General features: G+C 47.2%; 21 protein-coding genes. 9 read left to right on the top strand and 12 right to left on the bottom strand.

What is annotated here, in order from left to right:
• Positions 1-52 precede the first annotated feature (52 nt).
• Genes QXU03_04020 through QXU03_04010 form a run of 3 tightly spaced genes read left to right on the top strand, consistent with a single transcriptional unit; the run spans position 53 to position 3,596 of the window.
• Complete coding sequence (locus QXU03_04020; GenBank protein ID MEM2170908.1) at positions 53-1,567, top strand: ATP-binding cassette domain-containing protein; 1,515 nt, start codon at positions 53-55, stop codon at positions 1,565-1,567.
• Between the two features lie 2 nt (positions 1,568-1,569).
• Positions 1,570-2,700, top strand: coding sequence for an ABC transporter permease (locus QXU03_04015; GenBank protein ID MEM2170907.1), 1,131 nt, complete (start codon positions 1,570-1,572; stop codon positions 2,698-2,700).
• Positions 2,701-2,702: 2 nt separating this feature from the next.
• Positions 2,703-3,596 (top strand): ribose ABC transporter permease, encoded by an 894-nt coding sequence (locus QXU03_04010; GenBank protein ID MEM2170906.1) that lies wholly within the window; start codon positions 2,703-2,705, stop codon positions 3,594-3,596.
• A gap of 9 nt (positions 3,597-3,605) precedes the next feature.
• Here the strand turns inward: QXU03_04010 and QXU03_04005 are convergent, their stop codons facing one another.
• Both QXU03_04005 and QXU03_04000 read right to left on the bottom strand, forming a co-directional pair.
• A complete protein-coding gene (locus tag QXU03_04005) occupies positions 3,606-4,505 on the bottom strand; it encodes a cation diffusion facilitator family transporter (protein MEM2170905.1) in 900 nt (299 codons plus the stop codon).
• A 168-nt stretch (positions 4,506-4,673) separates the two neighbouring features.
• Positions 4,674-5,540, bottom strand: a complete 867-nt coding sequence (locus QXU03_04000; protein MEM2170904.1) for an MBL fold metallo-hydrolase — start codon at positions 5,538-5,540, stop codon at positions 4,674-4,676.
• Positions 5,541-5,606: 66 nt separating this feature from the next.
• Here QXU03_04000 and nucS point away from each other — a divergent pair, with 66 nt between their 5' ends.
• Together nucS and QXU03_03990 are read left to right on the top strand one after the other, a co-directional pair.
• Positions 5,607-6,422 (top strand): endonuclease NucS, encoded by an 816-nt coding sequence (nucS, locus tag QXU03_03995; GenBank protein MEM2170903.1) that lies wholly within the window; start codon positions 5,607-5,609, stop codon positions 6,420-6,422.
• The gene (locus QXU03_03990; protein MEM2170902.1) at positions 6,394-6,894 is read left to right on the top strand and encodes a class I SAM-dependent methyltransferase; all 501 of its coding nucleotides are present in this window, start codon (positions 6,394-6,396) and stop codon (positions 6,892-6,894) included. The genes nucS and QXU03_03990 overlap by 29 nt, the downstream gene beginning before the upstream one ends.
• A 418-nt stretch (positions 6,895-7,312) precedes the next feature.
• On the opposite strand, the gene QXU03_03985 is transcribed toward QXU03_03990, so the two are convergent.
• On the bottom strand, positions 7,313-7,633 hold the full coding sequence (locus QXU03_03985; GenBank protein ID MEM2170901.1) for an LSM domain-containing protein: 321 nt from the start codon (positions 7,631-7,633) through the stop codon (positions 7,313-7,315).
• A 185-nt stretch (positions 7,634-7,818) separates the two neighbouring features.
• Between QXU03_03985 and QXU03_03980 the strand changes: the two genes are divergently transcribed.
• Positions 7,819-9,276: a potassium transporter TrkG gene (locus tag QXU03_03980; GenBank protein MEM2170900.1), complete on the top strand. Its 1,458-nt coding sequence runs from the start codon at positions 7,819-7,821 to the stop codon at positions 9,274-9,276.
• Between the two features lie 4 nt (positions 9,277-9,280).
• A complete protein-coding gene (locus QXU03_03975; GenBank protein MEM2170899.1) occupies positions 9,281-9,778 on the top strand; it encodes a hypothetical protein in 498 nt (165 codons plus the stop codon).
• A gap of 7 nt (positions 9,779-9,785) precedes the next feature.
• Here the strand turns inward: QXU03_03975 and QXU03_03970 are convergent, their stop codons facing one another.
• Positions 9,786-11,132 carry an acetyl ornithine aminotransferase family protein gene (locus QXU03_03970; protein ID MEM2170898.1) on the bottom strand — a complete coding sequence of 449 codons (1,347 nt, stop codon included), beginning with the start codon at positions 11,130-11,132 and terminating at the stop codon, positions 9,786-9,788.
• A 152-nt stretch (positions 11,133-11,284) separates the two neighbouring features.
• Between QXU03_03970 and QXU03_03965 the strand changes: the two genes are divergently transcribed.
• Together QXU03_03965 and QXU03_03960 are read left to right on the top strand one after the other, a co-directional pair.
• Positions 11,285-12,346, top strand: a complete 1,062-nt coding sequence (locus tag QXU03_03965; GenBank protein MEM2170897.1) for a DUF711 family protein — start codon at positions 11,285-11,287, stop codon at positions 12,344-12,346.
• Between the two features lie 116 nt (positions 12,347-12,462).
• On the top strand, positions 12,463-12,921 hold the full coding sequence (locus tag QXU03_03960) for a hypothetical protein (protein MEM2170896.1): 459 nt from the start codon (positions 12,463-12,465) through the stop codon (positions 12,919-12,921).
• On the opposite strand, the gene QXU03_03955 is transcribed toward QXU03_03960, so the two are convergent.
• The 8 genes from QXU03_03955 to QXU03_03920 all read right to left on the bottom strand — a co-directional run bounded on the left by QXU03_03955 (position 12,881) and on the right by QXU03_03920 (position 18,289).
• Positions 12,881-13,741 (bottom strand): NAD+ synthase, encoded by an 861-nt coding sequence (locus tag QXU03_03955; protein ID MEM2170895.1) that lies wholly within the window; start codon positions 13,739-13,741, stop codon positions 12,881-12,883. The two genes, QXU03_03960 and QXU03_03955, sit on opposite strands and share 41 nt — an antisense overlap.
• Before the next feature lie 21 nt (positions 13,742-13,762).
• On the bottom strand, positions 13,763-14,542 hold the full coding sequence (locus tag QXU03_03950) for a queuosine precursor transporter (GenBank protein MEM2170894.1): 780 nt from the start codon (positions 14,540-14,542) through the stop codon (positions 13,763-13,765).
• An 87-nt stretch (positions 14,543-14,629) separates the two neighbouring features.
• Positions 14,630-15,301, bottom strand: a complete 672-nt coding sequence (locus QXU03_03945; protein ID MEM2170893.1) for a TIGR00296 family protein — start codon at positions 15,299-15,301, stop codon at positions 14,630-14,632.
• A 45-nt stretch (positions 15,302-15,346) separates the two neighbouring features.
• The gene (locus QXU03_03940) at positions 15,347-15,853 is read right to left on the bottom strand and encodes a Mut7-C RNAse domain-containing protein (GenBank protein ID MEM2170892.1); all 507 of its coding nucleotides are present in this window, start codon (positions 15,851-15,853) and stop codon (positions 15,347-15,349) included.
• A 77-nt stretch (positions 15,854-15,930) separates the two neighbouring features.
• Complete coding sequence (locus QXU03_03935; GenBank protein ID MEM2170891.1) at positions 15,931-16,869, bottom strand: CBS domain-containing protein; 939 nt, start codon at positions 16,867-16,869, stop codon at positions 15,931-15,933.
• Between the two features lie 42 nt (positions 16,870-16,911).
• The gene (locus tag QXU03_03930; protein ID MEM2170890.1) at positions 16,912-17,160 is read right to left on the bottom strand and encodes a hypothetical protein; all 249 of its coding nucleotides are present in this window, start codon (positions 17,158-17,160) and stop codon (positions 16,912-16,914) included.
• A 58-nt stretch (positions 17,161-17,218) separates the two neighbouring features.
• Positions 17,219-17,770, bottom strand: a complete 552-nt coding sequence (locus QXU03_03925; GenBank protein MEM2170889.1) for a hypothetical protein — start codon at positions 17,768-17,770, stop codon at positions 17,219-17,221.
• 129 nt (positions 17,771-17,899) lie between these two features.
• Positions 17,900-18,289 carry a RidA family protein gene (locus QXU03_03920; protein ID MEM2170888.1) on the bottom strand — a complete coding sequence of 130 codons (390 nt, stop codon included), beginning with the start codon at positions 18,287-18,289 and terminating at the stop codon, positions 17,900-17,902.
• Positions 18,290-18,435: the final 146 nt, after the last annotated feature.

Here is an 18,435-nt window from a genome sequence, read left to right as displayed (position 1 = left end):
CCTTCTAGAACGTTCTCATCGCGCTTCCCAGCATCGTTTTCAAGGTGGATTTATGGGTGCTTATAGCTCACCAATCATATCGGTAAGGAACATATCGAAGTCCTTTCCCGGGGGGATTAAGGCGCTCTACAAGGTCTCTCTCGATGTATATCCTGGGGAGGTGTTAGCTCTTTTAGGTGAAAATGGCTCTGGGAAGTCCACACTGATCAAGATACTGTATGGCATGTACGTTCCGGATGAAGGTAAAATCCTGATCAACGGCAGGGAAGTTAAAATAAGTGCTCCGAGAGACGCTATTAAGCACGGAATAGTACTGATCTCGCAAATTCCCCAGCTCATAGATAACTTCACTGGCGCCGAGAACATACTACTAAGTCTTAGAGAGGCGGGCTCGTTTACAACTAGGAAGGCCTTTCTTGAGCGCGTTAAAAAAATCACTAGCGAACTCGGTATTGGGGTAGACCTCGATCTAAAGGTTCATACGCTTACATATACGCAAAGACAGTTAGTTGAAGTTATAAAAGCCATATTACTCGATGCACGCGTATTGCTAGTAGACGAGGCGCTCACATACTTGCCTGAAAGTGGACGAAAAGAGTTCTACAAGTTCATGCTGGACTTTAAATCCAAGGGCAACAGCATTATCCTAGTAACGCACAAAATATCAGAAGCCCTAGAAGTAGCTGATAGGTTAGCCATCTTAAGACGCGGTGTTCTCGTAGACGTGTTATCGAGGAACGATGCAACACCTGAAAAAGTGCGCTTACTCATGTTCGGTGTGGGTGTAAACTCCGCCCACAGTATGGTAGAAGAGCGCGGTGAACCCGCCCATTCAGGCAAGGAAGTCATCACTGTAAAAGAGCTCGTGGTCTCCGGCGACTATGGCGAAGAGTCTGTGAGGGGTGTAACGTTTAATGTCAGGGCGGGAGAAGTTATCGGCATAACTGGGTTAACTGGAAATGGTCAGCGCGAGCTCGTAGAATCTATTATGGGGCTTCGAAAAGTCCTCCGCGGAAAGATATACATTGATGGCTTTGACGTAACAAACAAGGGTTCGAGTACTGCGAGAAGCATGGGTGTGGGTTTCATACCTGATACCCCGCTTAGGTACGGCGTCGCGCTAGACATGAGCATACTCGAGAATACCGCTCTAGTGTTGAGTAGGAATACGCTTTTATTGGACTTAAACGCGGTGAAGAAAACAACTCTAAAAATCATTAACGATTACAACATCGCCACTAAAAATGATGAGGTCCCCGTTAAGCTGCTTTCAGGCGGCAACCTAATGAAAGTCGTAATAGGCAGAGAACTGGAGTACGCGAAAAAAGCGCTCGTGGCATACAATCCAACAAGGAACCTGGACGAGTATACTAGCAGTGTTGTCAGAAAACAAATAGTAAGGAAAGCCCGTGAAGAAGGGCTCGCAGTCCTTTACGTCTCAGAGGACCTAGACGAGGTGATGCAGGTGAGTAGCACCGTATACGTAATGAGCTCCGGAATCTTGCATGGGCCTTTCGAAACCCGGACTGTAGAAAAGAGCGTTCTTGAAAAGTTCATGGTGATGTGAGGTTGAAGTTTATAATCTTAAAGAGAAAAAAGCCTCTCAAAGGCGGAAAACCTATTATATCGCTCTATTCAATAGTGCTAGGTGTAATACTGTTCAGCTTAATACTGCAAGCAACAAGTAAGAACTTTCTAGACGTATTAAGAGTTATTTTAATGTCTTTCACGTCACCGAGCATAGTGCTAGACGTACTCGCATTAACGATGCTGGGTTATGCTTTGCTACTTTCGTTTAAGGCAGCTACTTGGAACATTGGTGCAGAAGGCCAGTTCTTCGTCGCGATGATACCTCTTATCTACTTACTAATAGTGAAGTACCCTGAATTTCCGTTACCAGGCCTAATGGTAGCCTTAGCCACCCTCTTAGCAGGTATTATGGGTGCATCATGGGCCATGTTAGCGGGGCTAATCAAGGCGCATACTGGTGTAAATGAGGTTCCCATAACGCTAATCCTCAACTACGTAGCTTACTACATAGTGAACTACCTCGTATACTACCCCTTCAGAGGACGACATGTATACGGCTACACTAGAACAGATGAGTTACCAAAACACTACACACTGAACGTATACCTTAAACTGAGCTCACCAACTCCCGAATCGAGCCCGCTATATCCTGTGCTGAGATGGGCTTACGACATTACATACCAGTTAACCTATTACGTTTACTGGTTAGTGGTAGCTATAGCGACGGCCCTGGTAGTGTGGTTTATACTGAGCAAAACAACCTTAGGGCTACGACTTAGGGCCCTGGGGCACAATCCAGACTTCCTCCTGGCAAGCGGCATTAACGTTAAAAAGTACTACGTCATTGCCTTAGCCGCTTCAGGCTTCTTCGTAGGCATAACCAGCGCGATGTACCTGCTCAGCTATGCTAAAAGGCTTTCATACCCGATCGAGGCGCAAACAGCCGGTTACGGCTACTTAGCAATACTTGTTGCTTGGCTGTCACTGCTGGAATTGAAGTATATCCCTGTAATGGCGTACGTGGTCGGAGCCTTAAGGAATGCTGGCATAGCGTTGCAAATAACCGGTTTAGGTGGTATTGAACAATCACTACTCATCATTGGGACAGTACTATTTTCTTACTCTATACTCAGCTTCCTATCCGAGTACGAAATCAAGGTGATGAAATAGCGATGTCAATAGACCTGCTCTGGGGAATTATATCAGCGTATGCAACGTTGCACTTAATTGCACTAGGTCATAGCGTATTTGAAAAGTCAGGTCTCTTAAACCTAGCTATAGATGGGGTTTTCTTCCTGTCAACCGGCGTAGCTGTATTCGTGGCGTGCAGTACAGGATCTCCACTAGTAGGCTCGTTCGCCTCGGCAGTCGTAGCTAGTGGTATAGGGCTTTTACTTGCATATGTCATGACGGTGTTGCCCATCAGCCACGGAGCTGTTGGCCTCTCAATGATGTTCATTGGTTACGGCTTAGGCATAATATTCGGCTACCCCGTGAGAATGTTCGTTGGCGGTATAGCGACGTATGCTTACACCATCAGCGCTGAAACATACGTAACGTTACTTGCGGCGACACTGCTCGTGAGCATTGTACTCCACTTTCTACTAAAAGAAACGAAACTGGGTATAATGATTGTGGCGTGCGGTGAGAACCCAGCTGTCGCAACAGCCCTTGGAGTCGACGTCTTGAAGACTAGGCTATTAGCGGCTGCTATAGGATTCGCGCTAATAGGTTTCGGGTCTTCACTGTTCCCACTACTCTGGCAGAGGTACTGGGATATCAGGAGCTACACGCTCGGCCTTGGCTGGCTAGCGTTTACCGTAGCGTTGGTTGCTGGAAGGCATCCCCTAGTGCTGATACCGGTGTCACTATTGTTTGGAGGGCTTTATCATAGTTGCATACTTCTCACGGCTACTCTCCGAATACCGGTGGACGTAGCTAAGTCCATACCTTTTATAGCGGCGCTTGCAGCCATGATAATTTACAGTAAGACGAGAATAGGTAAAGCCCTACTACCGCCAACGAGCCTGGGTAAGGTGTTTTACAGGGAAGAAAGAGCGATATAGCTATGCTTTTCACAAGCTCTCCGAGTTTTCAATCTCGTGCAGTAGCCTCTTATACGTCTTCGGTTCGTGTTTTTCAGCTACAAATTCCACTATTACATGCCTAAATCTCGGCTCTATTTTCTTTACTTCTTCCTCTATCTTACCTGATAGCCTTTCTAAGTCCTCTACATCCAGGTGCTTATCCACTTCTACCTCCAGTGCGAGCATGTATTCGTCTTCGGTGATCATCGTAGCATTAAACACGTTCACATCTCTGATCTCACCCATGTTAAGTAAGCGCTCTAGTACACGTCTTAACACCTGTCTGGGCGGTGCCTTACCTATTAGTACTTGGAAGTACCTGTAACCAACGCTAATCGCGGATATCAATATTACGCAGGACAGCACCAAACTACCCACAATATCAAGGAACTCGCTTGCAAGTATCAGCGAGCTTAATGCCAGCGCGCTACCAGCTACATCGCTCATGGAGTCCAACAACCCACCTTCAAGTGCCGGATCGCTGTTACCCGTTCTCATGCTTAGATATACCACTAATAAGCCCCCCACGTTCAGTAGGAATGCAGGCATAAATGCGTAAATGGACTGCAATGAGACCACCATGCCTTCATGTGCTCTTAGTACGTTAACTACCTTGAATAAGGCTATCGTAAATATTGAACCGCTAATGATCGATATTGTTATTAAAGAGAGAACGTAAAGTGCCCGCCGCGTGCCATATGGATATACAATGTCACTTTTTCTTCTCTCGTAGCTGAGGCCGAGAAGTAGTAATCCCAATCCAACGGCGTCGCCAACATCATTTAACATGTCTACAAATACGCTGGTAGCGGTAGTCCCCGTTACGCTGATGATCTTTAAGATGGCAGACGTCAAGTTAATTATGAAGAGCAGGGCTACCGGATGCAATTCTCACCATTCACCAGCTAGTTATATAATCTCCCAAGAACACCTTTTAAGCGTTATACTTAATGGCGAATACCGCCTTATCGGCAGACTGTGCGAGAGGCTTACTGCTAGAAAACTATGGGTTTCTGGTACTGGTTAGTGATGGCCTAGTAGCTTTCGAGCTGAAGTTCACCTTTTTTCGTGTTTTCTGGCACCCCATAAAGCATCCCTGTAAGCTTCTAGTTGCCTGACCTCGAACCCCATGTACTCGGCGGCCGTCAATACCTTCACGTCCTTTCTCAGGTTTTTTAAACGCTCCATGTGCTTTATGTAGTTGCGATCCCTGAGGAAGTGGTGATCTATTACGATCGTCGAGCCCTCTTTGAGGCTCTTCACCAGCTTAATGGTGTTCTCCGGTACTTCATAGCGCGGGCTGAAATATGTCGGCGGGCCGCTTATTACCAGCAGATCAGCCATTCTCCTCCCGAGATAGTTGAGTGACTCTGAACACATACAGCCCTGCGTATCACTTGCATGCGTAAATACATAGTCATCCTCCATCATCGTCACTGCTATAACCCAACCGAGCTTTGTTCCGCATTCGCCGTGCGGCAGTGGTGGAGAGAATTCCACTCTTACACCATCTACGGTGAATGTGCTACCATCAGCGTACAGGACACGTTTAGCTAAGAAGCTAACTCCCATCTTCTTGAAAAGAGTGTAAGCCCTAACCCTCTGGCTTGGATTTATCTGCGCATAAGGGTTTTTAGCGTATATCAGCTTACCCCTATAGTACTCCTCTTCCCCATTCCTGTAAAGGTAATGATCTCTATGGTAGTGTGTTATGACTAAGTAATCTACCTCGCGAGTCCGTTCGCGTATTTCGCCGAGAAAGCGTTCAAGCGCTTCAAGCTCCTCTTCGTGCGGGGGAAGGCCGTATCTGCGGGGTGCGAGCGCCGCACCAGGATCTATGAAAAAGGTGCCACCGGTTGTCTCAACAAGCGTAGCCATGCTCCTAACTCCCATGCTATCAAACGATATGAACTTAACCTTCATTGACAGACCCCTCCATGATGTGCTTAAAGCTCCCCTAACCCTGCTATTAATAGTGGATAGGGAATCATGGAATTAAAAGTACTAGAAAACCCTGACCTAGAAGTCGTTGCATCGGCTCTTAAAAAAGCTATTATGAGTAAGCAATTGATAGTTGTTTTAGGCGAGTGCAGAGTGGACTATGAAGGTCGTGCAGCCTCGAGACTGGAACCTGGTGAGAGATTAGTTATTATTAAGCAAGATGGAGCTATACTAGTTCACAGACCCACGGGCTACTCGCCCGTCAACTGGCAACCTCCTTCACCTACCATAGAAGTGGTGTACAAGCCTGGTATAGGTTTAATACTTCATACCCTCAGGGATAGACCTAGAGAGTACTTGACAGTTGTATTCACAAAGATTCTGCTCCTGGTGGTGAGTCGACTCAGAGATGTAGGAGAGTTTACAATGTACATTGATGAGAAGGAAATGAGAGACGTGCTAGCCAAGAACCCGTCGCTAATAGAGGAAGGTTTGAGGGTTCTCGCGGTAGAGAAGATGGTGGGAGGCGGTTACGTAGACATATATGCCGTTGACGGGGTGGGTAGGCATGTTCTCATAGAATTGAAACGAGTAACGGCAACTAGAGAAGCTGTCCTGCAGCTTTACAAGTATGTAGAGTCTTATAGAATAGAGTACGGCGTTGTGCCACGCGGTATACTCATGGCACCCGCGTTTTCTCCCACAGCGCTTGAAACAGCTTTAAAGCTCGGACTAGAGTGTAAACACGTCGATCCGAAGAAGTTGTGGGAATTACTCAAAAAAGGTCAAAGGAGGAAAGCGGCTTTAACAGACTTCCAGGGGAGGCCGCCGAGCAATGGGTCTCATCAAGCCGGAAATATATGATTCCCTATACAGAGACGAGCAGTTTACAAAATACGAGTGTCTATTTGAACTGGGAGTAGAATTCAAAGGAACGATACTAGACGCGGGGTGTGGAACGGCATTACTATACGAGTACGTTGAATCAAACCGCGGTGAAACCGGTGCAAAATACGTATGCCTAGATCCGGACCCAGAGATGTTGAAGATAGCGGGTGCTAAAGTAAGGTCACCATTAATTATCCTCATTGAAGGTTACGCCGAAGAGCTGCCCTTCCGTAACGATGCCTTCGACCTCATAGTCTCGATCTCCACATGGGGTGTTCTATCGAGAACACCTAGCATGTTGAAAGACCTGAAGAGTGCCCTGAGAATGGGAGGCGTAATTGTTGTTACCGGTCATCCAAAGACCTACCATGTAAAACCCCGTGATGTGGATGAGAGTTTCTTTTATGTGGGTCAATGTATTGATGACTTCTACATGGCTACCAGGTAGGTAGATGGTAAATTAATGTGTTACGTCAAACCATTCGTCCTCGGTTTTCGCGCTCGAGAAGCTCTACCTTGTCTACGGGGATTGTGATATTTTTGCGAGTTTACCGGTGATGGTTGAAGTAATCATCACCAGCTCTTTCACGGCAACTCGTAAGGCACATTGGATATTCGCTGAGAATAGTGAGAACAGAACGGCACGTTTACGCTAATCAGCGCTCCTGGAGTTTAAGTTAAGCGTGAACGCGGATATGGGTGTGATGATCGTAAGAACAGTTACGTGCATCTAATGCTAACCTATAACTTGTACAATTTGTGATTTGTTTTTCAAATCCAATCGTTTACTCTACTAACTTGCCAATTTACCGGTGAGCGGCCTGTCGAGTTTGTTCTACTAACTGGTTAGCTCTGCTAACACGTGTTTAGAGTTTGACTTGAACGTTTTCCGGGGCAACCTTGCCATAATCTATGCTCACGAACTCTATGTTACTGCCTCTAATTATTACTTTGCCGAGTCTTAATGTCGGCTTCTCATCGTTGTATTCTATACAGTTTGATAAAACGACGTTCATTACTCCATCAGCTAATTCGAGCACACCTATGTACTCGTACCCTCCTTTAGTCTTTACCAGCACTATGCTACCTTCCGCGCTTTTCAGTAGTTTTAATGGGCTTGGTGGTTTCATATTTCTCGGTACACGGCTCAAAAAACCAGCCTCGGTAATTTTCTCTTGCACCTTCACTATATAATTGTAAGACCTTATAAATAAAGACTTCGCTGAAAAGCAACTTAATGCACTAGCCTAGTTCATACGGTGTACCTGATAGCTGGTTTTGTGTTTTTAGCCGACAAGCTATATATGTTCCTACTGCTGATGTGTACACAGGAAGTACTAGCGTAGATGCCTGCCCATAGGGTGTTCGCATTTTGAGGCTACTAGCAATAGTAGAGGGTTTTTTATCTGTAACCATGCTGCTTGGATTGCTCATGCTTACCGTGCCCTTAATAGATGCCATTTACAGGGAACCGGTTAGTCTGTGGTTCCTCACTGTGGGTTTGGCTTGTACTGTGACCGGGTATGTGCTGTACAAGTTAGTAGAACATGTAGGCAAGGTGGTTGAAATGAGTCTTCTCGAATCCATGATAACGTACTCGCTTGCGTGGCTACTGCTACCGGCAATATCAGCAGTAGCGCTTTCATTGGAGTCTTCGATACCCTACGAAGATGCTCTTTTCGAGTGTATATCCGGGTTTACGGGAACAGGCCTCACGGTAATGATGGGCCTGGATTCGACTAAGCGTAGCATACTCTACTGGAGGGGCCTCATGCAGTGGACAGGCGAGCTCGGTGTAGTGGTATTTACAGCGGTATTCCTACCGTTCTTCTGGAGATTTGGGGTCATACTTTATAGCCTGGAAAGGCCCACAAGGATCTCCGCGTCGTTGAGGGAAACGGCGATGAAGATCTTCTATATCTACTCGCTAGTGACAGTACTCGGTATAGTTACGTGCGTTTACCTCGGCGTAGAGCCCCTAGACGCGGCGGTACATGTGATGACGGCGATAGCTACTGGTGGAATGAGCAATTATGATGCAAACTACGAGAAGGTATTCCAATACGCTCCACTAAGCATATACCCTATAACGATACTCATGATCATTGGGGGCTTTAATTTCGTAACGCTTAGCCGCATACTAGGTGGCGAGTTTAAGCGCGCGTGGGAGAGCGAGGAGTTTAAGGCATTCATATACCTCAACATCACATTTATGGGTATCTCAATGCTAACAGTCCTTCCAACTGTTAACTGGTCTTTAGAAAACTCCCTGCTCTACGGGGTTTTTAACGCATTATCTGCGCTGACAACAACGGGCTTTAGCATAGGTCGGCTGGGTTCTATGAGCGATCACGTGAAACTACTTCTCACGCTGGCGATGTTCATAGGCTGTATGAGCTTCTCAACTGGAGGCGGCATAAAAGTCGTGAGATTGGTTATTCTCTGTAAGAAGCTAAAATCGTACATCGTGTCTTTCTTAACTGGGGGCACCGTTTCCCCGGACATTAGACTTGGAGGAGACGTATTAGATGAAAGAGAAGTTGCTAACGCGCTGATCTACATAATACTGCATTTATCGGCCCTTCTCGTAGGGGCTAGCCTGGTGAAGGCTATTGTACCGGGCGTAGACATGGTTGACGCAGTATTTGAAACCACTTCAGCTGCAAGTAACGTTGGCCTATCAGTCGGCGTGATCTCAGCACACGCGCCTCTCGGCGTAAAGATCGTATTAATGGCGCTTATGTACTTCGGTAGACTCGAGTACCTACCTCTAATAGCCTTTACAGGCCTATTATTGTATAGGAAGTACCGAGTATTCATTACTAGGTGAAAGCATGGACTTGTGGTTCCAGGAAAAGATACAAGTATTAGCGGAGGAGCTGAGGCATTCCAAAAGCATCGATGGATATTTAGTTAAGCTATCCTCTCTAGTATACGACTTAGAAGACTATTGTTACGGCAACGTGGAAAGGGCGAGAGAGCTTTTTGAAAAGACCCTAAAACACCCATTAATAGCTAACGAGCTCAAGGCCTTATCCTGCTACAGGGACGTAGTCGAGGCCAGCATTCAACGGGATCCTAGGATTAAAAAGCTTAGAGAATACGCGGATATTCTGGCTCGAATCCTCTCAGAGATCCCATGTAGGGAAGAAAAGCGACTAAGCATTAGCCGCGAGGCGACATTTAGGGTGGAGGAGGCTGAAACGCGCAAAGAGGAGAAAGCAGTGGTTCGGAGTACCCGTAGAACTTTATTAATTAAAATGCTCATGGCCACTGGAGTCATTCTGTTAATCGTGGCACTCGCTATCATAGTATTAATGACTTTTATGTAATAAATGGTTACGCAGACTCGGCCACGGCTTGCTTAAATATTTCTAACCCGATCTTGGCCTCCTCCTCGCTTATCGTAAGCGGTGGTATTAACCTAATAGCGCTTTTACCGCATGGGAGCATCACTAGCCCCTTTTCGAGGGCTGTTTTCACGACCTTGCCGCGTGTCATGGCATCCGGCCTCTTTGACTTCTTATCAGTTACGAACTCGACGCCCCACGCTAATCCAATGCCCCTGACATCGCCAACTCTCTCGAATTTTTCCTTGAGAGGCAGTAGTTCTTCGCGGAAAATCTTTTCAAGCGCCTGTACGTGAGGTAATAGCCTTTCAACGATCTCTATAGTCTTTAACGCGACCAGGCACGCTAGTGCGTGTCCTCCAAAAGTGTTGCTGTGAACGCCAGGCTGTCTGAAGTCTAAGTCGGCTTTGAAAATAGTTGCACCTATTGGTATGACACCGCCGCTGAGAGCCTTAGCCAGAGTTATTACTTCTGGCACAGTGTTGAAGTGCTCTATTGCAAACATCCTGCCTGCTCTGCCAAGACCCATCTGAACTTCGTCATCTATAAGTAACACTCCATACCTATCTAAGAGCTTTTTGAGCTCGGAAAAGAAAGTGCTCGGCGGCACAACGTAACCGCCTTCGCCTTGAATAGGCTCGGAAATGGTAGCTACGACTTCTTCCGGCGGCACTAGCTTATCAAATACGTATTCTTCAATGAACTCCAACACTCTATTCACCAGTTCGCCGGGTTGTTCGTATCCGTCAACATGCCACGGGTTTCTAAAGGGATTCGGATAGGGTACATGCACTACTCCGGGCATCCAGGGAAATACCCCCTTTTTCTGGACGCTCTTGCTTGCAGTTGTCGCTAAAGTGCCCATGGTTCTCCCGTGAAACCCTCCGTAGAACGCTATTATGAATTTCTTTCCAGTAGCCTGTCTCACTAGCTTAATCGCGGCCTCGTTGGCCTCTGTACCGCTATTCGCGAAGAACACCTTCTTAGGCATGCTACCGGGAGTTATGGCTACTAGTCTCTTGGCCAGTTCAACCTGATAAGGGTTAAAGAAGTCTGTACCCGCACCGTGTGCCAGCTTTTCGAGCTGCTCAAATACTACTTTCTTCACTTCGGGGTGCGTGGGATAGCCGAGGTTACAAACGCTTATCGCGCTAGAAAAGTCCAAGTACCTGTTTCCATCCACGTCGTAAATCCACGCCCCCTCTGCCCTCTCGATCACCAGTGGTAGTATTTCAGGATCGTGTGTCGTTGTCGCAATGTGCTTGTAGTGCTCTTCGATCCAGTATTTAGACTTCGATCCGGGACTACCGGGCTTCACTCTAACCTCAGGCTTCAATAATTGACCACCGAGGGTTATCTATATTATTAGTGTAGTTTATAAGCCTAGCATGCAGTAGTGCTAATCCCGCACCATGCGCGTGAATGAAATCGTCCCGTAGAACTTTAGCTTATAACTGTGACCCTTCTTATGAACTCGTGGTGACCTCTTTGGGCGCGGACATCATGATTAGAGCTATAACTTTCTTTACGGGTAGAATTGAAACGCTCCAGGATGCTGAAAACGAACTTAAGATAGCTGAAGACGTTCTCACCCGGGTTGAGAAGGCGCTTAAAGAGTACGGGTATGGAGTGTTCACAAAAAGAATTTCCCTGCCTGGAGGATCAAGAGAGCTCGCCTATAGGCTGGTAGATCGTGTGAGTAAAGACGTGCTGGTCAGCATAGGCTACTCCAAGGCGTTAAAACCCACGGATGTCGTTAATCTCGCTACGAGTGGACTATATGTACCGTTGCTCCATGCAAAGGAGCCCAATGTTGACGACGCGAAGACGTATTCGCAAATATTTCACGATGCTTCATTAAAAGACCCCGTATTTGCTACTAGAATAGCGATAGGCTTTCACGACGAAGACTTCCAAACACCGTACTTCCCGGACTCGTCAAGTAAAGGACTCAGAGCGATTGGATTAGCGCTTCTGTACCCGAGGTATTTGGTTAAATTGGTAAGGAGCGGGTTAAGCCTCGGCAAGTCATTCGAGCGCGTTTTCAGTGAGGTTGAAAAAGTAGCGAGTATTGTCAAGAGTATCTCGCAGTTGCCAGTAGTCGTGGACTACAGCTTATCTCCGTGGATGGATAACAGCGTAGCGGAGCTATATAGTGTAATCGAGTGCCCGCTCTTAGAACCGGGTGCGCAGTATTGTACGTGGTTGATGAACAGGTACATACAGAAGTGCTCGGATCAGCGCCTAAGGACGGGCTTTAACGAGGTAATGCTACCGTATGCGGAGGACCTCACACTCGTAGAGTACGGAGCCAGCGGGCTGATCAGGGCCAGGGACTTCTTGGCGTACGCTGCTACATGCGTTGCAGGATTGGACATGGTCGTGGTACCGGAAAATAGAGAGATGTTTACTCAACTCGTAGCTAGCACTATGGCGGTAGCGTACGTTAAGTCCCGACCCTTAGCGCTTAGAGCAATTCCCGTGACAGGCAACCCAGGAGATATTGTAGACTTGAAGAGGTTTGGTAAAGTACCAGTAATACCGTACTAGCCCAGCCGACGACGCTGTTTCTGCCAGAACAGTGGCGTTGAGCGGTCTGTGAACGTAACAAGCTATTGCTTTTATTCCACCATCTCCTATTAGAGTATTGATAGGGGGTCTTCTTAATGCCTATTGTGAAAATACGGAATAGCCTCGTGGAGGTTGGCGGTAAACCATACTCGGCTACAGAGGTCTTTATACACGGGGAGGTGGCTGGCGAGATCAGGGTCAGCAAAAGTAGCGGTATAAGTGGTGAGGTGCTCCTCAGCGGGAAGGCAAACGTCTCCATGGAACTCCCAGGAGTACTAGTAGTTGAAGGAACGCCTGGAGCCCTTCCTCCGGGTAGGCTAGAGGTACATGAGTACAGAAAAGGCTTGATCGTGAGAACTGATAATACTGTACGTGATGTTTACGAGTTAGTAGTAAAGGCTGAAAGCGCCCGGTTAGCCCTCTCCATCGTGTTCGCGCCCAAGAGAATTGTTCTACACTACGAGCCGGGTGCTATTAGACTCGAGGAAAGGCCGTTCCTGGTGAGTATTTACATTAGATCTCCCGTATTGGAGCGGAAAGCCACGGCAAACTAGGTATAGGTAGAGCAACTCTTTTGTGCCGGCTTTTTCTATGCATTAATAGCACCTTCTCGAAGAGCTCTACAGGTAGGCCTGTTGCTTGAACTGCATCATCTATACCCATCCTTAAGTCGAAGAGGGCGTATAATGCCAAGTCTATTTCATCATAGCTATAACCAAGTTCGCCCAGTGCCGTGTGCCCCTTCCAAAGCCTCGGTGCACTAGGCTTGTAGACTACTTGGCTAGGCAATCCAAGATGCCTTCCGAGCTCTCTGATCTGGGTCTTGTACAGGCACCCGAGTGGAAGGAAGTCGGCAGCGCCGTCACCATACTTAGTGTAATAGCCTATTAGTAGTTCACTCCTATCACTAGACCCGGCCACCACGGCGTTGTACTTGTTCGCGTAGTAGTAGAGGACGTTCATTCTAATGCGAGCTCTCAGATTACCCGTAGGGATGTCCTCGGCTATTTGTACGAAGGGTGCAACCCTATACGCCTCAACTATTTGATCGATGTATACGACGTGGTGTTCCACGCCCATGGACCTCGCCAGCTCGACAGCGTCTTTCGTGTCTTCTTCAGGCGTTACGTTACTATCAGGCAGTATTAGAGCTGTAACTCTACTGGGTGAAAGGGCCTTGACTAATAGTGCTAAGAGTACGGAGGAATCCAGACCTCCACTTAACCCCATGACGACCCTAATAGCCCCACTATCCTTGAAGTACTCTCTTACAAAACGCACAAGCGAGTCCAACACAGTGGTGTAAGGTATGTTAATAACATCTTTAGTTGTGAGCTTCAACCATTTCACCCAGCCTAGCCAGTCTATTATCATGTAGTATAATCATGTAAGGGCCTAATCTATAACCCTCGGAACGTCCCTAATCAGCAACCTATAAGCTATCAGGAACGGCTGTGTTAGCAAGATTATTACTACCTTGACGTACGTACCGCCGAGTATTACTTCCGGTAAAACCTCCCAGGGCACTGTCAAAGCGTACGCTAGTGGGAAGAATACGAGGCTATCGACAACCATGTTTACCAAGTCGCTTATAATGCTCCTAACGAGCACGAACGTTGTTACTATCTTCACGTCTTTATAAGCCTCTTTATACTTGACGTAGAAGTGCCTTTTCAGATCAGCGAAGATCTTCGCATCGAGAATATTTGCTACCCAGAACGCCGTGTAAGAGGCCACTACTATTCTCGGCGTTTGTAACATGTAAAACCTCCACGCCTCATCGTAGACTACTGCTAGATCCCTCGATAAGCCCATTTCCTCTAGTGCGGGTTCTTCGCAAGCTACATGCCATATTAAAGTACTTGCGATGATGTTTACCATGAGGGTTATTAGTACCGCCATGTAAGACGCCTTTCTACCGTAAACCTCGTTCACCATGTCTACTATCTGGGCCACGAAGGGGAAGATCAGGGTTGCACCGGCAGTTACCGCCACGACTCCGAAGAGATTGTACACTACGAGCCTGCTCGCTAGGATGTTCGATACTAGTATAAACGCAACGTACAGCGATACCAGTACAGGGTAACCGTAGGAGTCCCTGAATCTCCTTACCAGAAAGGCCCCCGTACAGGTCGATAGCGTTAAGCCCATGACCCAAAACAACCAGACTTCCATGGGTGATTCCCCAAGTCCTTTGCTACTACCACATTGCAAGGTACCAGCTAGACATGTAGTTGAGGGTGTCGGGGTCCTTGAACCCTCCTACCCGGTAAGCCGGCAAACTTCCTTGTACTCCTTGTTCATATCCCTTTCGTATACTTCTCCGCGCGGAGTCTTTTCCCTGAACACCCTCCCCTCGTAGTAGTACACTCTAGTAGCGGGGTCCAGCCAGCAGTCCGGTTTCAAGCCGGCCTTTAGGCAGGTCTCAGCTAGAAACGTCTCCTCATCCCAGCAGTACTCTACGGGGACTACGGGTAGCAATGTTCCCTTAAACCACCCCTTCTCCACCACTAAGCCGTGTTTACCTATTACTACGCGTTTTACTAGTTCAAGCCTATCAGTCGCATCTAGTTTAGCGGGTTCAGAGAGCACTGTAACCTCTACCACGATTTGGTCCATTTCCCAAAGCTCTACTGGCGGGAATCTGGGGTCACCGGTGGCGGCTTCAATGGCCGATTCTACAACTGACTCCACTAAGCTGTGAATTGGAGCCAAGAAGCCTATACAGCCTCTTAGGCTGGTCCTACCAGTAGCTGTGTTCAGCGTTTCCAACGTCGTGAAGGTCATGCCAGGTCTCAGTAGTTTTTCGCCGGGAATGTCTGTGGGCTTGAAGCGTTCATTAGTTCTGAGATACTCTTCAATGGCTTTTCTTGCGAGCTTTACAAGGTACACGCCTTCTTCGTACGTTAGCTCGGAGGGGTGAATAGGTTTCACTTGGCTCACCTAGGCTTTCAATACACTACGTATCAAACACGCTAACTAAATAGCCACTTTATCCTTTAAAGCTTCCAGTTTTTCCCTGGCATCACTGAGGATCCTTTCTATCATTCTCCAGTGACTGCCGATCCAGTAAACTTTACCACACCTAGGGCATTCCCAGAAATCACCATGTAGCTTATAAACATTAAGTGGAACTTTTTCCTTCACCTTTTCCTTATCTACCTTTACCAATGGCGTATTGTCTTCGGGGCAACGGGTTCTTTGAAAGTCTACGCTGAGCCTTATACCAGTGACTACTGCTACGTGCGCAAGCCTATCAGCCATGCCGTCTTCCCAGAGCAGTATGCTCTTCAAACCGAGCTTGATTGCCTTATTGTGTAATGCCCTATCTCGTGTCACGATAACTCTCTTCTCGAGCTCAGCCCTCCTCAGCACTTGCCAGTCTTCAGCCTTTTTATCGTACACGGTATCGTAACCCAGTATCCTCAACCATCGTGCAACTGTCCCCAACATGTTATCTACTATAAATCTCGGCTCGTCACTCATATACAAGACCGTAAAATTAACTCCGTAAAGGTCTTTAAATAAAAATGAGCCTAAACGTGCGGACGGAGCTTAGTGAACTATTTCGGAGCTAAAATTGCATAAAGAACATCGCGCTCGGTTACAATGCCCTTGAGAACCCCCTCTTCATCGATAACCAGGACGGAGCTCACATTTCTACTAAGCATCGTGCTCACCACGTGCGCTAAGTCGTCTTCTAGATGGGCGATTGCAACGTCCCTCACCATTATATTCGTGATGGGGAGTGCTAATACTTCACGTATATCGCCGCTCTGAGAGCGCTCTATGAGATCGTGTGTTCCAAACCCCTTCACAATGTCCACGGCCGTAATTATTCCACTTACAACACCCTCATCGTTTACCACCGGGAGCCTCCTAAAGCCGTAATGCACCATGGTTTCTAAGGCTTTTTTTAAATTAGTACCTTCGTTCACGGTGATCACAGGGCTCGACATGCAGTCCCTCGCCCTTAGGCCTATCGATACCGTCCCAGCAAGGTACTTAACGAAGTCGTGCTCCGTTACGATACCGTAAACTTCACCACTTCGCTTTAAGACCGGTAAGATGCCAGCTCCGTACACGATCATTCTCATTAGTGCCTCTCGTATACTTTCATCCACGTACACGACAACGGGGTTTTTCTCGGTAATACTTTCTACCGTTTCCCTGTTTAGGGCCGAGTATATGTTGTATTTGTGTTTTCTTTCAACTAACTGAAATAAATCCCCTCCACCGAGGTAATTCACGACCTTCATAACTGTAACTAGCCCCGCGAAGAGGTCGGTGGAGGTTACCACGAGGCTTCTGTACGAGCGTGCCATCTCCTCGAGCGCTCTCATTATGGGAGTGATCGGTGAAACCCGCTTCACGTCCTTCTTCGCTATAACCTCCAGTTCCTTGATGTGCTGGAATATTCGATCATCGAAGTTCGGAACGCCCTCTCTCATCCACCTATAATGTTCCTGCCTAAAAGGACGGATCTTAGGTCTAAACTTCAATGCATACACCAACCTTGTATATTATTAGGTAAGCAATGTAATTTATCTCTTTACTACTAGTGTTACGCCGTAAGGGCATTCCTTCATTTCGGTACCGGCTTCAAGGAGCCTCGACACACAGCGAGCAAGCATTTCTAGGAGCTGGCGGGTTTGCTGGGGATAAATCTCCACTCTGTAACCACTCCTTAGAGGCGTGATGAGTATTTCTATGTAACTAGCGTTCACCTGCTCTAAGCACTTCTTAACTGCCTCAGCCACATCATAATAGTCGAACTTCTTCTCGCCAGCCAAGCGCACCCCAGTCAGAGAGTTATACAGTACGAGGTAAATAACGGCGCTCCAGCTAGAACTATAAGTTTAGGGCTCGCGTAAGGCTTTTCGTAACGTTTTTAATAGTAACCGTGGTCACCCCAGCGGCCTTTGCAAGCCTACTAATTCTCACGGGCTGTTTAAGGGAAAGTGATGCTATGTAAAGTGCTGCAGCTGCCACTGCGCCGGGGTTTTTGCCACCAGCAAGCCCCCTGTTTCTGAGCTTTTCTATTATGTCCTTTGCACGGGAGACGACTTCGTTTTTTACTTCGAGCAATGGTACTAGCCTCTTATACAGGTAGTCTTCGGGGCTCGATAAAGGCATCTTAACGTCGAGGTGTATTAGAATCCTCTTGTACAGGTTTCCCAGTTTAACTCTACTCACCCGGGTTGTTTTTACTACTTCTCTAAATGAGAGTGGTACTTTATTTCTTCTACACGCGACGTATATGCTAACAGCCGCAACTTCTTCAGGTCTATAGCCTAGTGCTATGTCTTTTACAATGGACCTCTCCGCGATTAACTTGGCCTCGATAATGACCTGTACTGGCAGGTTCAGTCTACTGGCATAATCATCGATAAGGCTTACCACTTTCTTCTGAAAAAATGCGATAAGAGATCCCTCGTTACTAAGCTGGCGGTTGAGCCTAAGAATATATGGTATCGTGTAACTTATAAACCTTACGTTAAAAAAGAGTAATCTTGATCATTGGACCTAGCTCTACCTGCACTTACCAACATAAGCTACCGCGTCGACCTCTAGGTCGGAATCCCGGGGTAAACCGCTTACTTCGACCACGCTCCTAGCCGGAGGCTCCTCGGAGAAGTACTCCTTGTAAACTTCATTGAACTCCTGGAACCTTGAAATATTCCTCAGGAATACGGTTACCTTGACTATGTCTCGTAATGTGCCTCCCGTGGCCTCTACAATCGCCTTAATGCTTTCTAATACACGCCTTACCTTTACCTTGAAGTCTCCTTCGATGGGGCTACCGGTAATGGGGTCCACTGGAATTTGCCCAGATAAAAAGAGCCAGCCATTGGTGCAGATTGCCTGGCTGTAAGGACCAACGGGTTTAGGGGCTTTTTCCGTATATACAGCGACCTTCAGTGCTCATCACCGAAATCTAGTTTCATCGCTTCCGAGCTAAAATTCATGAATCTTAAGCGGGAACCACGACGTTGATTAAACCGTTCACGTAGCGCCACGATCACCCCTCCATGGTACTGGCTACTTACTCGTAGGGTATCTCTAAG

The organism is Desulfurococcaceae archaeon (assembly GCA_038845865.1).
Taxonomy (GTDB): Archaea; Thermoproteota; Thermoprotei_A; order Sulfolobales; family Desulfurococcaceae; genus UBA285.
The sequence above is the reverse complement of the archived record's forward strand: the minus strand, read 5'-3'. Positions and strand labels throughout refer to the sequence as shown.